14 protein-coding genes and 1 tRNA gene are annotated in these 13,274 nt (G+C 63.7%); 7 read left to right on the plus strand and 8 right to left on the minus strand.

What is annotated here, in order from left to right; all coding sequences use genetic code 11:
• Position 1: 1 nt before the first annotated feature.
• Positions 2-805 (minus strand): MOSC domain-containing protein, encoded by an 804-nt coding sequence (locus tag PPL01S_RS16365; protein WP_016391303.1) that lies wholly within the window; start codon positions 803-805, stop codon positions 2-4.
• Positions 806-861: 56 nt separating this feature from the next.
• Entirely contained in the window at positions 862-1,797 is a 936-nt protein-coding gene (locus PPL01S_RS16370) for a chemotaxis protein CheV (protein ID WP_016391304.1), read from the minus strand.
• Between the two features lie 354 nt (positions 1,798-2,151).
• Here PPL01S_RS16370 and PPL01S_RS16375 point away from each other — a divergent pair, with 354 nt between their 5' ends.
• From PPL01S_RS16375 to PPL01S_RS16385, 3 genes are all read left to right on the plus strand, one after another.
• Entirely contained in the window at positions 2,152-2,598 is a 447-nt protein-coding gene (locus PPL01S_RS16375; RefSeq protein WP_016391305.1) for an Hpt domain-containing protein, read from the plus strand.
• A 330-nt stretch (positions 2,599-2,928) separates the two neighbouring features.
• Positions 2,929-3,816, plus strand: a complete 888-nt coding sequence (locus PPL01S_RS16380) for a sensor histidine kinase (RefSeq protein WP_016391306.1) — start codon at positions 2,929-2,931, stop codon at positions 3,814-3,816.
• Complete coding sequence (locus PPL01S_RS16385) at positions 3,813-4,472, plus strand: response regulator (protein WP_016391307.1); 660 nt, start codon at positions 3,813-3,815, stop codon at positions 4,470-4,472. Before PPL01S_RS16380 ends, PPL01S_RS16385 begins: the two co-directional genes overlap by 4 nt.
• On the opposite strand, the gene yegS is transcribed toward PPL01S_RS16385, so the two are convergent.
• Positions 4,456-5,343: a lipid kinase YegS gene (gene yegS, locus PPL01S_RS16390; protein ID WP_028625759.1), complete on the minus strand. Its 888-nt coding sequence runs from the start codon at positions 5,341-5,343 to the stop codon at positions 4,456-4,458. The genes PPL01S_RS16385 and yegS overlap by 17 nt on opposite strands.
• A gap of 242 nt (positions 5,344-5,585) precedes the next feature.
• On the opposite strand from yegS, the gene PPL01S_RS16395 reads away from it, so the two are divergent.
• A complete protein-coding gene (locus PPL01S_RS16395) occupies positions 5,586-6,833 on the plus strand; it encodes a glycosyltransferase family 4 protein (protein ID WP_016391309.1) in 1,248 nt (415 codons plus the stop codon).
• Here PPL01S_RS16395 and PPL01S_RS16400 read toward each other — a convergent pair.
• Together PPL01S_RS16400 and moaB are read right to left on the minus strand one after the other, a co-directional pair.
• On the minus strand, positions 6,822-8,045 hold the full coding sequence (locus PPL01S_RS16400; RefSeq protein WP_016391310.1) for a molybdopterin molybdotransferase MoeA: 1,224 nt from the start codon (positions 8,043-8,045) through the stop codon (positions 6,822-6,824). The genes PPL01S_RS16395 and PPL01S_RS16400 overlap by 12 nt on opposite strands.
• On the minus strand, positions 8,029-8,568 hold the full coding sequence (moaB, locus tag PPL01S_RS16405; RefSeq protein ID WP_016391311.1) for a molybdenum cofactor biosynthesis protein B: 540 nt from the start codon (positions 8,566-8,568) through the stop codon (positions 8,029-8,031). Before moaB ends, PPL01S_RS16400 begins: the two co-directional genes overlap by 17 nt.
• Positions 8,569-8,742: 174 nt before the next feature.
• On the opposite strand from moaB, the gene PPL01S_RS16410 reads away from it, so the two are divergent.
• Together PPL01S_RS16410 and PPL01S_RS16415 are read left to right on the plus strand one after the other, a co-directional pair.
• Positions 8,743-8,964, plus strand: a complete 222-nt coding sequence (locus PPL01S_RS16410) for a YgdI/YgdR family lipoprotein (protein ID WP_016391312.1) — start codon at positions 8,743-8,745, stop codon at positions 8,962-8,964.
• A gap of 81 nt (positions 8,965-9,045) precedes the next feature.
• Positions 9,046-9,122, plus strand: a tRNA-Pro gene (locus PPL01S_RS16415).
• A gap of 105 nt (positions 9,123-9,227) precedes the next feature.
• On the opposite strand, the gene PPL01S_RS16420 is transcribed toward PPL01S_RS16415, so the two are convergent.
• Positions 9,228-10,991, minus strand: a complete 1,764-nt coding sequence (locus tag PPL01S_RS16420; RefSeq protein WP_028625760.1) for an ABC transporter transmembrane domain-containing protein — start codon at positions 10,989-10,991, stop codon at positions 9,228-9,230.
• Positions 10,992-11,140: 149 nt separating this feature from the next.
• Here PPL01S_RS16420 and PPL01S_RS25415 point away from each other — a divergent pair, with 149 nt between their 5' ends.
• Positions 11,141-11,314 carry a PA1571 family protein gene (locus PPL01S_RS25415; RefSeq protein ID WP_016391314.1) on the plus strand — a complete coding sequence of 58 codons (174 nt, stop codon included), beginning with the start codon at positions 11,141-11,143 and terminating at the stop codon, positions 11,312-11,314.
• A gap of 108 nt (positions 11,315-11,422) precedes the next feature.
• On the opposite strand, the gene pdxB is transcribed toward PPL01S_RS25415, so the two are convergent.
• Both pdxB and tusA read right to left on the minus strand, forming a co-directional pair.
• Positions 11,423-12,565: a 4-phosphoerythronate dehydrogenase PdxB gene (gene pdxB, locus PPL01S_RS16425; RefSeq protein WP_016391315.1), complete on the minus strand. Its 1,143-nt coding sequence runs from the start codon at positions 12,563-12,565 to the stop codon at positions 11,423-11,425.
• A 60-nt stretch (positions 12,566-12,625) separates the two neighbouring features.
• The gene (tusA, locus tag PPL01S_RS16430) at positions 12,626-12,868 is read right to left on the minus strand and encodes a sulfurtransferase TusA (protein ID WP_008090850.1); all 243 of its coding nucleotides are present in this window, start codon (positions 12,866-12,868) and stop codon (positions 12,626-12,628) included.
• Positions 12,869-13,274 lie beyond the last annotated feature (406 nt).

Genomic DNA, 13,274 nt, shown 5'->3' on the forward strand with positions numbered 1-13,274 from the left:
ATCACTCCAGAATTTCGACTTCCATCCCCACTTCCAGCCAGCCATTCCCATCCACGGCCAGGTTCTGCCCGAACAGGATATCCCCCTCTTTCTCCCGGAAGGTTTTCAAGGTAGTCAGCGGCTCGCGGTCCGGGCTGCGTTCCCCGGTCGTGGGATCGAGCGTGGTGAAGATGCACCGCACACTGGGTTTGAGCACGCGAAACACCAGATCACCAATGCGAATCCGCTTCCAGCCATCCTCGGCGAATGGCTCGGCTCCCTGAACCACCAGATTCGGCCGAAAGCGCAGCATTTCCATGGGCCGACCAATCCGCCGGTTCAGCTCGTCCAGCGAACCCTGCCCTATCAGCAGCAAAGGGAAACCATCGGGAAACGCCGCACGATCACTGTTCAGGCCGTAGCCGTTGGGCAGGTAACGCGCACGTTGTTCGGGACAGTGAACCAGGCGAACCGGCTTGCCGAGCAGCTGCGACAACCAGGCCGCGGCCTCGTCGCCCGCATCGGGCACACGCAAGGTGTCGCGCCAGATGGTCACCCCGCGCAAGCTGTCATCCTCGGCGGGCACCGCCACCTGCAGCGGCGGCTGCCCCGGCGCTTCCAGCAACAATACGCCAGCCTCGTCCTCATGGGCCTTGAGCTGACTTAGCCGTGGCCAGGCACGCTGGGTAAGGAAACGTCCGTTCTCTTCCTCGACCACCATCCAGCGTCGATCGCCGTGCAACCCCAGAAGGCTGACCGGCGAGCGCTCGAGGCGCTGTGCCTGCCCTGACTTCACCGGGTACCGATACAACTCGCTCAGAAACATCCTTGCCTGCCTCTTGCCTGGCCAAAAGCCAAGCTTATACCTGGCAGACGCAAGGATCACGCCATGGCGGTATCGAGCAGCAGACGTTGCTTGACCACGTCGACCAGACGATCAGGCTGGAACTTGGAGAGGAAGTTGTCGCAACCGACTTTTTTCACCATCGACTCGTTGAAGCTGCCCGACAACGAGGTATGGAGCACAACGTGCAACTTGCGCAGGCGAGCATCGCTGCGGATCTCGGTGGTCAGCCGGTAACCGTCCATTTCCGGCATTTCGGCATCGGTAAAGACCATCAGCAGCTTTTCACACACATCCTCACCGGCGTCAGCCCACCCTTTGAGCATGCGCAGGGCCTTGAGGCCATCGCTGGCCACATGCAGCTTCATCCCCAGTTGCGACAGGGTGCCACGCAGTTGCGCCAGGGCCACACTGGAATCATCCACCAGCAGTACCTCTCGCCCACGGGCACGCGCCAGCACCGGATCGGCGAGCTTGTCGCCCGAGACCCTGGCGTTGTACGGCACGATTTCAGCCAGCACCTTCTCCACATCGATCACCTCCACCAATTGCTCCTCTACCTTGGTGATGGCGGTCAGGTAGTGCTGGCGGCCGGCGCTCGAAGGCGGTGGCATGATGGCTTCCCAGTTCATGTTGACGATGCGGTCGACACCACCGACCAGAAATGCCTGCACCGAGCGGTTGTACTCCGTGACGATGATGGTGCTGTTCGGCCCGGGCTGCAGCGGTCGCATGCCGATGGCCTGGGACAAGTCGATGACCGGCAGGGTCTGGCCGCGCAGGTTGACCACACCGCAGACGAACGCATGACGCTGGGGCATCAAGGTCAGCTTGGGCAGTTGCAGCACCTCTTGAACCTTGAACACGTTGATGGCGAACAGCTGGCGACCGGTCAGGCGGAACATGAGAATCTCCAGGCGATTCTCCCCCACCAGTTGCGTGCGTTGGTCTACCGTGTCGAGAATGCCAGCCATTGGAAAACCCCCGGGCTTGAGTGGGAAAAGGTGATTTCTGTGTCCCTGTATCGGCGGCTTCGCACGCACCTTGACCCTCACTGGAAAATGCCGCACAGATGATTGATATCACATTACCATCATGCTTTACTGCGAGACATCGCCCTGTTGGATCCAGTCCTGCGAGCAGCAGTTACACCCTAAGCAGCCATCAGGGAAACCCCTAGAGGCAGTCGGGTGCAACCTGATGTTCGCGATATCCTTTAGCCATTAATGTGACGCCATTCTCACTGCATGAATGGAGTCAGGCTTTTGCTAGCGATCGACTTGACGTCGCCAACCCCCTGCTCCAGCCCTACGCGCCGGAGTGGCATCATGGACAGCACCGTCTTCAACAACAGCGGCTTCCAGGAATTTCTGCTGGATGCGCAGGTCCTGCTGACCCAGTCCCAGGAATGTCTTCAGCACCTGGAGCTGATCGCCAATGACCCGGACGCCTGTCACTGCCTCGAACACACCCTCGACACCCTCGCCCGACGGGCCAGCGGCCTGAACCTGAGCGAAGTCGCCCAGTACGCGGACGCCCTGCAACAACTGCTCTCGCCAGCCTGCCGCAACATGCGCCTGCACCCCGAAGCGCTGCCTGCGCTGGAAGCCTGCCTGACACTGCTTGCCTGGCAACTGGAGCTGCTGGATGTGCGCACCGGGCGGCTCGCCCTGGATACCAGCGAGCAGGCAGCACTGTTGGCCGAACTTGCAGAATCCCTGGGTCAACCCGTGCCGCAAACGTGTGCGCCCCGCCAGGAAAACGGCCCGAACTGACCATCCGATACGGATTCAGCCGCCCACTAGCGTTTCATGTCCATCTATCGTCGGATCGACGGGTCGCAAGCGCTGCGCCAGTCAGGGCATATTGTCATCAGCGAGCAAAGGCAAGACCCACGATCTACCTGTATTTCCTGATGTTTCAAAGCATTGGCGGCCGCGACCAACGCTGTGCGAAGTGATACCATGTGCGCTAAACAATCACCGGCCACCCGTATATGAAATGCTTTCAACGTGCGCTCGCCAATTCTTGAAAGCTCGCCGCCAAAGTCTCTGGTAGACATGTGCAAGGCCTCCATCAGCAAGACTTCAGTGGCTTCCCAATCTATGTTTCCACGCTTGAAGATCCCTCTGCGTCGCTGCTCCCGCGACAGCTTGCTGCGCTGGACCATGGCGTTGCTGTGCGTGGTGTCATTGCTGGCCAATGCCGCATGGGCGCTCACGCAGACCCTGCCGGCCGGCCTGCTGCTGTTGCAACTGGTCGCCACCCTCGGCATCTGTTGGCACCTGCGCCAGGGCGCCAGGTCGATCAGCCTGCGGCCGGCGGAACTGGCCGATCGCATGCTCAAGGTGCAGGAAAGCGAACGCCAGCACCTGAGCCGTGAATTGCATGACGACATCGGTCAGTTGCTCACGGCCGCCAAATTGCAGCTGGACTGGCTGCAGCGGCGCATGCCCGGTGAATTGCAGACGCACTGCACGACGTTGCGCAGCACGCTGGAAGACTCGCTGAGCAAGGTGCGTGACGTGTCGGCGCTGCTCAACCCACGGCAGCTGGCCAGCCTCGGCCTCGAGGCAAGCCTGCGTGCACATCTGCTGCGCACCCTGGAAAGCAGCGATGTGCACTGGAGCCTGGAGTGCCATCAGCGCCTGGGCGGAGTATCGGAAGAGGTCGCCATGGCCGCCTTCCGTATCACCCAGGAAGCCGTCACCAACATGCTGCGCCACGCCCAGGCACGCAACTTGACCATCCGCCTGCAGCGCAGCTCTGCCGGGCTGACCTTGTCGATCCAGGACGATGGCCTGGGGTTCATCCCGGCAGCCAACCCTGCCGAGGCGGGTCAACGCGGCATGGCGGGCATGCTGGAGCGCGCCACCGCGCTCAAGGGCAGCCTGGAAATTACCAGCCAACTCGGCCTGGGCACGCGGATCGATGCTTTGTTCCCGTGGCCGCCACGCACTCAAGAACGCGCCAGGACCCCGCTTTCGCCATGACCTGTAGACTGCTGCTGGTGGATGACCACTCACTGATTCGCGCCGGGGTACGTGCCCTGGTGTCCGATATTCCTGGGTACATCGTGGTTGGTGAGGCCGATGACGGCGATCAGTTGCTCGAGCAAGCTCAGTCGCTGGAACCCGACATCGTCCTGCTCGATATTTCCATGCGCTCGACCAGCGGCCTGGATGCCCTCACCCTCCTGCGCGCCAATGGCCATACCTGCAGGGTGCTGATCCTGTCCATGCACACCGACCCGGAACTGATCATGCGCGCGCTGGAAAGCGGCGCCCATGGCTATCTGCTCAAGGATGCCACTTCCACCGAACTGGAACAGGCACTGACGGCCCTGCGCAGTGGCGAACGCTACCTCAGCCCGGCCATCGCACATACCGTGATCAACCAGGCACTGACGCGCACTCAGCGTGGCAAGCAAGCCCATGCCGACCGCCACAACCTGACCGCTCGGCAACTGGAAATCCTGCGCCTCATCGTGCGCGGCAAGTCCACACGCGAAATCGCCAGCGGCCTTGGTCTGTCGATCAAGACCGTGGAAACCCATCGCTCGCAAATCATGAAACGCCTGCAGATCTACGACGTGGCCGGTCTGGTGCTGTTCGCCGTGCGCGAAAAGATCATCAGCCTGGATGACTGAACAGCGGCGAGTTCGCCGGCACATGCAGGCGCAATGCCGAGGGACAGGCTTCGAACCGCAAGCTGTCAGCCTGCAAGGGTTCACCATCGAGGTTGATGTCCAAGCCCTGGGAGCATTTGATTTCGACCCAGGGCAGGCGTGAACGCACGAACAGCCCCTCCCCCGCCAACAATTCGCGCAGTGCCCCTACCATCTCCTGCGGTGCCGGCAGGATGGCAATGTCCAGCAGGCCGTCATCGATGCGCGCGTCCGGGCACAATACCTGCCCACCCCCAGCCTGACGGCCATTGCCGATGCCCAGCGCCAGCAGTTCGCCTTGCCATTGGAAACCCGGCCCGGCGACCTCCACGGCTGCAGTCTGGAGTTCACTGAAGCGCGTCAGGCCGGTGAACAGGTAGGCTGCCGCGCCCAGCACTTTCTTCAAGTCTTCGGACGTATTGGCGGTGACCTGGCTGCCGAAACCACCGGTGGCCATGTTGAGGAACCATTGATCGCCGACCCGCCCCAGGTCGATCGGCCTGGGCGGCAGCTCGAGCAATGCCAGGGCTTCGCCAGGTTGCAACGAAACCCCGGCAGCTTTGGCGAAATCGTTGGCTGTTCCCAGCGGCAGCAGGGCCAGGCTGGCATCGGTGCCCGCCTGGCCCATGGCTTCGGCCACATCGCGCAAGGTGCCATCGCCGCCTCCGGCAATCAGGTGGCTGTAGCCTGCGGCCAACGCTTCGCCGACCAGGCGCTGGGCATCCCCACCTTCCCAGGTGACGCGTACATCCAGCGTCCAGCCGCGCTCGCGCATGGCCATCACGCCCTGACGCACGTCTTCGTTCATTGCCTGCTTGCCATGCAGGATCAGCATCGCCTTGCGCGCTTGCATTGCGCCTCTCCATGGAAAACCTTCGGTGCAGATCTCGACCACAGCCACGGGCAGATTGCTGCATGCCATTCGAACATTCGCTGCTGCAGCGTCATCGGCCTGTGATGATGATGCTTTCAGGCTGGCCTGGCTGGGCGAAGGCGATATCGTGCGCTTTACTGATAGCTACGGACGCGTCCCGGCAACAGCTGATTGCGCAGGGCGCGTTTTTTGTCTGCGGTCATCAGCGAGGATTCCGGGTCATGCGCATTCTCTGGACACTGCCCTACCTGCCCTGGCCCACCACCAGCGGCAGCAAGACCCGGCAATACCACCTGCTGCGCGCCCTGGCGCAGCATGGTCACCGGATCACCTTGCTGGTGCAGTCCAAGATTCCCCTGAGCGATGCTACCCGCGAAGTCCTCGAACCGCTGGTCGAACGCCTGATCGTGCTGCCCAGGCGGGCCCTGCACAGCCCCCTCAACCTGCTGGCCTCGCCGATCATCGACTACCCGATGCGCGCAATCATCAATGGCCTGGCGCCCTGCCTGCGGCACCGCTTCGAGCAATTGCTCGACGAGCCGTGGGATGTCATCCAGATCGAACACAGCTACAGCTTCCAGCCGTTCGAAAAGGCCCTCCAGGCCCACGGCCTGCCCTACCTGCTCAGCGAGCACACCCTGGAGTCAGTGATGGGCGCTGCCTGCCACGATCGTCTGCCGCTGTGGCTGCGGCCGCTCAATGCCTTCGACCGCTGGCGCTATCGTCGCTGGGAGCAACGCGTGCTGCGCCAGCCCAACGAGGTGGTGGCGGTGAGCGCGCACGACGCCGAACTGATCAGCCAGGTCAGCGGGCGGCCAGTGAACGTGGTGGTCAACGGCGTGGATTGCGACTACTACCAGGATGTGCGCCCGGCCCTGCACAGCCAGCGCCTATTGTTCGTTGGCAACTTCGAGTACGGCGCCAACCTCGAAGCCATCGAATGGGCACTGGAAGAAATCCTGCCGCAGGTATGGATGAGCAACCCGGCGGTACGCCTGGCGATTGCCGGGCATGCGCTGCCGGCCAGCTGGAAACTCCACTGGAACGACCCCCGCATCGAATGGATCGGCTATCGCCCCGACCTGCGCGAACTGCAACGTCGTTCGGCGCTGTTCTTCGCGCCATTGCGATACGCCGGCGGGTCCAAGGTGAAAATCCTTGAAGCCATGGCCGCCGGGCTGCCGGTGATCACCACGGGCAAGGGCGTTTCAGGCCTTGCGCTGAACAACGGCGAGCACTACCTGGGCAGCGACGACAGCGGCCAGCTGGCGCTGTTGATCACCCAGTTGCTCAACCAGCCTTGGCGCATGTGCCAGTTGAGCGAGGCCGGCCGCCAGTTTGCCCGGCAACGCCACGACTGGAGCGTGGCTGCGCAGCAACTGGAGACCGTGCACATGCGCTTGACCCAGTCGGCACCGGCCGACGCCATGCGGCGCAGTGCCGACTGGGTCGGTCGCTCAACCGAGTAGCTCGCTCAACGGGATGAAAGGCAGACTGTCACCCACTTTCGGCGTACTGCCTTCACGCACCTCTACCAGGCCTTCGGCCCAGGCGGCGCTACGCAGCACGCCAGAGCTCTGGTTCTTGTAGATCCGCACCTGGCCATCGTCGATGCGGGCGCGCAGATACTCGCGCCGAGTACCGGCCTTGGGCCAATCGAAACCGGCTGGCACATCGAACCGCAGCGGCGCGACCGCCACCACTCCCTGGCGACGCAGCAGGTAGGGGCGTGTGAGCAGGCCGAAGGTGACCAGCGTCGACGCTGGATTGCCCGGCAGGCCGATCACCGGCACGCCTTGGTAATGGCCAAAGGTCAGCGGCTTGCCCGGCTTGATCGCCAGCTTCCACAGGGCCAGCTCGCCTGCTTCGCGCAGTGCAGCACCCAGGTAGTCGGCTTCGCCCACCGAAACACCCCCGGTGGACAGGATCAGATCGACATCGCCCAGGCTGGCCAGACACTCGCGGGTACGCGCCAGGTCATCGGGCAGGATACCCATGTCCCGTACTTCGCAGCCCAGACGCTGCAGCCAGCTGGCCAACAGGCGCCGGTTGCTGTTGTAGATCTGCCCCGGGCCCAGCGGCAGGCCCGGTTCGACCAGTTCGTCGCCGGTCGACAGCACCGCCACGCGCACCCGCCGCACCACCTGCAGATGGGCCTGCCCCAAGGTCGCAGCCAGGCCCAGTTCGATCGGCCCCAGCCGAGTGCCAGCGGCCATCACCTGCTCGCCTTTGCGCGTTTCCTGGCCCTGCGGGCGAACGTTCTGGTCTGGCTGCAGGGGTTCGAGGAAGCGAACCCGGCCATCCTCCAGCACCTGGGTGTTTTCCTGCATCTCGACGCAGTCGGCACCGGCAGGCAGCGGCGCGCCAGTGAAGATCCGCGCACAGGTGCCAGGCTGCAAGGGGTCGGGCGCGTGGCCGGCGAAAATCCTCTGGCTCACCGGCAAAGGCTCGCCGTGATCGGCCAGGCGCAGGGCATAACCATCCATGGCGCTGTTCGGCCACGGCGGCAGGTCGAGCGCGGCGACCAGGTCGGTCGCCAGCACCCGGCCTTCGGCATCGGCCAACGAAACGTGCTCGATGTCCTTGATCGGCGCCGCCTCAGCCAGGGCCAGCAAGCGCTCCAGGGCCTCTTCCACCGGCATCAACGGCCGTGCTTGCGGCGCCTCAGCCACGGCTTTCACAGGCCGCAACCTGCTTCAGGTGAGGCACGAAATTGCACGGGCGATGACGAGCGTCGAGCTGTTCGGCGAGGATGCCCTCCCAGCCGGTGCGCACGGCATTGGTCGAACCCGGCAGGCAGCACACCAGGGTGCCGTTGGCGAGGCCGGCCAGGGCCCGCGACTGCACGGTGGAGGTGCCGATGTCGGCCACCGAGATCTGCCGGAACAGCTCGCCGAAACCTTCGACCTGCTTGTCCAGCAGGCAGGCGACAGCCTCTGGCGTGCTGTCGCGGCCGGTAAAGCCGGTACCACCGGTAATCAGCACGACCTGCACGTTGTCGTCGGCGATCCAGGTGGCGACCTGGGCGCGGATCTTGTAGAGGTCGTCCTTGAGCAGCACGCGCGCTGCCAACTGGTGGCCTGCGGCACTCAGGCGATCGACGAACAGCTGGCCGGACGTATCGGTTTCAAAGGTGCGGGTATCGCTGACCGTCAGCACGGCGATGTTCAGCGCCACGAAGGGGGTATCTGCCTTGGCTTTCATGATTGTCCGTCGCAGGAAAAGTGGATGGCGCATTTTATATCACAGCCAGCGAACGGCCTGCCCTGCAGATCCAGGTCAACAAGCCGCCACCGGGTCTATGCTGAACAGCGAAGGAACTTGCGCAGACGCCTCGCGTCATAAAGTCATCTAGCACCCTTGCACTGGAGAAACACGATGATTCAACGGACTCTTCCCGCCTTCCTGCTCGCCCTTGGTATCGGTGCGCTCGCAGGCTGCTCTTCGCCGGCCGTGATTACCCTCAACGACGGCCGTGAAATCCAGGCAGTGGACACCCCTTCCTACGACGAAGATTCCGGTTTCTACGAATTCGAGCAGCTTGACGGCAAGCGCACGCGCCTGAACAAGGACCAGGTGCGCACCGTCAAAGAGCTCTGATCCAGACGCTGTTCTGGACATAAGCCCTTTTAACAACAAGGGCTTGCGCTCAAAAATGCGATGCAGTAGGATTTCGTTCATCGGAGTGTAGCGCAGCCAGGTAGCGCGTCTCGTTCGGGACGAGAAGGCCGCAGGTTCGAATCCTGTCTCTCCGACCAGATCCTTCTCGAAAAGCCCGCCTTGTGCGGGCTTTTTGTTGGGCCCGAGAAAATGCTGTGCGCCTTGCAAAGCATTGCTGGTGAGCCTGCCCGGCTTGTGGCGGGTCACCCGCTGGAAAACTGCAATGCAGCCAGGCGGGCATACAACGGGCTTTCCTCGATCAACTGACGATGGCTTCCCACCGCCACCAACCTTCCGTGGTCGATGACCGCGATCCGGTCGGCATGCTGCACCGTGGCCAGGCGGTGGGCGATGACCAGCGTGGTGCGGCCGGCCATCAGGCTAGGCAGAGCCTGCTGGATCAGGTATTCGCTCTGCGCATCGAGGGCACTGGTGGCTTCATCCAGCAACAGGATGGGCGCATCCACCAGCAGCGCGCGGGCTATCGCCAGGCGTTGCCGCTGGCCGCCCGACAGCCCGACACCGCCCTCGCCCAATGGTGTCTGGTAACCCTGCGGCAACTGTCGGATGAATTCGTCGGCATGGGCGCCGTGGGCCGCCGCCTCGACTTCGGCCATGGTTGCCTCTGGCCGGCCGTAGCGAATGTTGGCCTCGACGGTGCCACGGAACAGTGCGGGGTTTTGTGCCACCAGGGCGAACTGTCGGCGCAGATCGCGGGGGTCCAGCGCGGTGAGCGGCACGCCATCGAGGAGTATGCGTCCGCGCTGCGGGTCGTAGAAGCGCAGCAGCAGGTCGAACAAGGTCGACTTGCCCGCACCCGACGGCCCCACCAGGGCCAGGGTCTGGCCGGGCTCGATGACCAGGTCCAGATTATCGATGGCAGCCACCGAGGGCCGCGAAGGGTAGGCAAATCCGACCTGCTGCAACTCGATTCGCCCAGCGCCGCGCTGGCGAGCCGGCGCAACTGCTTGCTCGGGCGCGAGGATCGCGCTGCGCGCCGCCAGCAGTTCGGCGATGCGCTCGGCCGCGCCGGCAGCGCGCTGCAGCTCCCCGATCACTTCGCTCAGGGTGCCGCAGGCACTGCCGACGATCAGGCTGTAGAACACGAATGCTGCCAGGTCACCTGCAGAAATACGCCCGGCGATCACATCCATGCCCCCCACCCACAGCATCACCCCTACCGCACCGAGTACCAGCACGATGACCAGGGTGATCAGCCAGGCACGCTGGGCAATGCGCCGCCGGGCCACGGCGAAGGCCGCCTCGACCGTCGCAGCGAACAACTGGCGATCGTGCCCTTGGTGGTTGTAGGCCTGAACGGTCTTGATCTGCCCCAGGGTTTCAGCTACGTAGCTGCCCACATCGGCCACCCGGTCCTGGCTCTGCCGCGACAGGCTGCGCACGCGCCGTCCGAACAGCAGGATCGGCGCGAGCACCAGCGGCAAGGCCAGCACCACGATGCTGGTCAGCTTCGCGTTGGTGATGAACAACAGCACCACCCCACCGACAACCATCAGCAGGTTGCGCAGGAACATCGACAGCGAAGAGCCGATCACCGATTGCAGCAACGTGGTGTCGGTGGTCAGCCGTGACTGGATTTCCGAGCTGCGGTTGTCCTCGAAGAAACCGGGATGCAACCCGATCAGATGGTCGAACACGGCCCTGCGGATATCGGCCACGCAGCGCTCGCCGATCCATGAGACCAGGTAGAAACGGCTGAAGGTGCCAATCGCAAGCGCCAGCACCAGCAGCAGGAACAGGCCGATGGTCTGGTTGAGCTGGTGCGCCGAGCGGGTCATGAAGCCTTCGTCGACCAGCAGGCGGATGCCCTGGCCCATGGACAGGGTGATGGCCGCAGTCACCACCAGGGCCAACAAGGCCAGCAGGACCCGGCTACGGTAAGGACGGATGAATTGCCAGCCCAGGCGCACGGCGCGGCGTTGGCGAAACGGGACCGATCGAGGCATGGCAGCGACCACGGCAGCAGGAAAACTGCAGCCTATCACTCATGTGCCGTGCCTGTGGCTATAGCCCAACGGTCTAAGGGAGCACTGGAGGTTTGCCAAGCTTTCTGTTGGACTGTGGCCTGTTACTGGACCTGATGAGGAGACAGCGAATGAGCTTGCAGCATGGCAGCGATACGCCGAAGAGCCAGAGCAACTCACCACCGAAGGCCTGCGGTTCGATCATCGATACCCAGGGGCGTGAGGTTCCGATTACCGAGCAGATGATCCAGCAGGCTTGCAAGAAGCTGGAGGACAGTCGGAGCGAGAAGGTTCGCAAGGGCTGAGCCGCGAATTTCTCAAAACCCGGCACGTTTGCCGGGTTTTTTTATGTGCCGGGCCCTGTCGCCGGCAAGCCGGCGACAGGGCCAGCCCTGACACCAGAGAAGTCCTGGTCAGACCACCGCCGCGCCCAAGGCACTGACCATCTGCACCAATTGCGGTGCCTCCCCACGCACCCGCACCACCAACCCCTCGATCTCGCGGCGCGGCGGATAATGCTTGCGCAACTGGTCGAACGCCGCCCGTTGCTCGGCGACATCCTCACTCAGGCTACGGCGAAAATCGGCGTCGTCGCGGCGAGGGTCATACACCGCACGACACAGGGTCGCCAGCGCCCAGCCCAGGTCGGCCTGGTCATCCAGTTCGATCTGCGCCAACGGCGCCCTGGGCAGCAGGTCGGCCAGTCGCACCCGCTCCGTTTCGCCGAGGAAGCGGCACAGCGCCTGATAGATCTGCGCCGTGCCGCGCTGACGGCCGTCCAGGCTGTAACCTGCGATATGCGGCGTGGCCAAGGTGCACAGGTCGGCCAGCTGCAGGTCGACTTGAGGTTCGCCTTCCCACACATCGAGCACGGCATGCACGTCCTCGCGCTCCAGCAGCAGTTCGCGCAAGGCCGCGTTGTCCACCACCGGGCCCCGGCTGGCGTTGATCAGCCAGGCGCCAGGACGCAGGCAGGCCAGTTGCTCAGTGCCCAGCAGGTGCCAGGTCGGGTGTTCGCCGTCACGCTGCAACGGCGTGTGCAGGCTGATCACGTCGCACTGTTCGAGGATTGTCTGGAGGCTGACGAAGTCGCCGCCGTCGCTGGCCTGACGCGGCGGGTCGCACACCAGCACCTTCCAGCCCAGGCCGTGCAACACACGCACCAAGCGGCCGCCGACTTCGCCGGCACCGACCACGCCATAGGTGCGCCCTGGCAAGGCCACGCCATCCAGGTCGGCCAGGGTCAACACGCTACCCAGCACGTAGTCGACGACGCCGCGGGCATTGCAGCCCGGGGCGCTGCTCCAGTGGATGCCGGCTTCGGCGAAATAGTCGAGGTCCAGATGATCGGTGCCGATGGTGCAGGTACCGACAAAGCGCACCTTGCTGCCTTCGAGCAGCTGCCGGTCGACCTTGGTCACCGAACGTACCAGCAGCACATCGGCGTCTTTGACACTGGCGGCGTCCAGGCTCCTGCCAGGATATCGGCGGATCTCGCCGAAGCCTTCGAAGAAGGCATCGAGCAGCGGGATATTCTCGTCGGCAACTATCAGCATGGCGCTCTCCTGTCAGGGGAACGCAGTGTAGGCGCTACGGCGGGCGCGTTCCAGCGCGGCTCAGTCGGCTTTCTTGCGGATCCAGTAGAGGAAAGTGCCCGCCTCTTCCTGCTGCTGCAGCAGCTCATGGCCAAGGAAGTTGCAGAACTTGGGAATGTCGCGCCGGGTCGAGGGGTCGGTGGCGATGACCTTCAGCAGGCCACCGGCGGCCAGGTTGCGCACGTGCTGGTGCAGCATCATGACCGGCTCCGGGCAGTTCAGGCCGGTGGCATCGAGGATCGCGTCTGGGGTGAATTCAGTCATGGGGGGCTCCGCAAATGATCGCTATTGTGGCGCATAGCGTGGCGCGGTCCAATAGCCACCTGTAGCGGCGGCGCACAGCGCAACACGCCCTGCCTTGCTTTCGCTTTTGCTTTTAGGAGCGCGGTAGTTCAGTCACCGCCAATTGCGACTTCAGGAGGCCGAGCGGAGGTCTTGCGGAGGGAGGTGACGGGCATGGATGCCCGTCAAGCGCTGGGCCCCAGGATGGGGCCTGCAGCGCGGTCCTCCCGGGAGCAAGACCGGAGCGAGGGAACCCCGGAGCGAAGCGCAGGGGCCGGATGCAGGAGCCAGCCTTTTTTGGTTACTTTTTGGGGCGTTTGCCAAAAAGTGACCCGCCGTAAGGGCGGAAAGGTGATTCAGCGTCGCCTTGGCAAATGGATATGTTCAA

It is taken from the genome of Pseudomonas plecoglossicida NBRC 103162 = DSM 15088, from assembly GCF_000730665.1.
GTDB lineage: Bacteria > Pseudomonadota > Gammaproteobacteria > Pseudomonadales > Pseudomonadaceae > Aquipseudomonas > Aquipseudomonas plecoglossicida.

What these genes read in the sequence shown, in the direction of transcription:
- PPL01S_RS16420 (WP_028625760.1), bottom strand. Translation starts at nt 10,991, where the DNA reads ATGCCTCGATCGGTCCCGTTTCGCCAACGCCGCGCCGTGCGCCTGGGC.
- PPL01S_RS16410 (WP_016391312.1), top strand. Translation starts at nt 8,743, where the DNA reads ATGATTCAACGGACTCTTCCCGCCTTCCTGCTCGCCCTTGGTATCGGT.
- PPL01S_RS16395 (WP_016391309.1), top strand. Translation starts at nt 5,586, where the DNA reads ATGCGCATTCTCTGGACACTGCCCTACCTGCCCTGGCCCACCACCAGC.
- PPL01S_RS16370 (WP_016391304.1), bottom strand. Translation starts at nt 1,797, where the DNA reads ATGGCTGGCATTCTCGACACGGTAGACCAACGCACGCAACTGGTGGGG.
- PPL01S_RS16380 (WP_016391306.1), top strand. Translation starts at nt 2,929, where the DNA reads ATGTTTCCACGCTTGAAGATCCCTCTGCGTCGCTGCTCCCGCGACAGC.
- moaB (WP_016391311.1), bottom strand. Translation starts at nt 8,568, where the DNA reads ATGAAAGCCAAGGCAGATACCCCCTTCGTGGCGCTGAACATCGCCGTG.
- PPL01S_RS16365 (WP_016391303.1), bottom strand. Translation starts at nt 805, where the DNA reads ATGTTTCTGAGCGAGTTGTATCGGTACCCGGTGAAGTCAGGGCAGGCA.
- pdxB (WP_016391315.1), bottom strand. Translation starts at nt 12,565, where the DNA reads ATGCTGATAGTTGCCGACGAGAATATCCCGCTGCTCGATGCCTTCTTC.
- tusA (WP_008090850.1), bottom strand. Translation starts at nt 12,868, where the DNA reads ATGACTGAATTCACCCCAGACGCGATCCTCGATGCCACCGGCCTGAAC.
- PPL01S_RS25415 (WP_016391314.1), top strand. Translation starts at nt 11,141, where the DNA reads ATGAGCTTGCAGCATGGCAGCGATACGCCGAAGAGCCAGAGCAACTCA.
- PPL01S_RS16375 (WP_016391305.1), top strand. Translation starts at nt 2,152, where the DNA reads ATGGACAGCACCGTCTTCAACAACAGCGGCTTCCAGGAATTTCTGCTG.
- yegS (WP_028625759.1), bottom strand. Translation starts at nt 5,343, where the DNA reads ATGCAAGCGCGCAAGGCGATGCTGATCCTGCATGGCAAGCAGGCAATG.
- PPL01S_RS16385 (WP_016391307.1), top strand. Translation starts at nt 3,813, where the DNA reads ATGACCTGTAGACTGCTGCTGGTGGATGACCACTCACTGATTCGCGCC.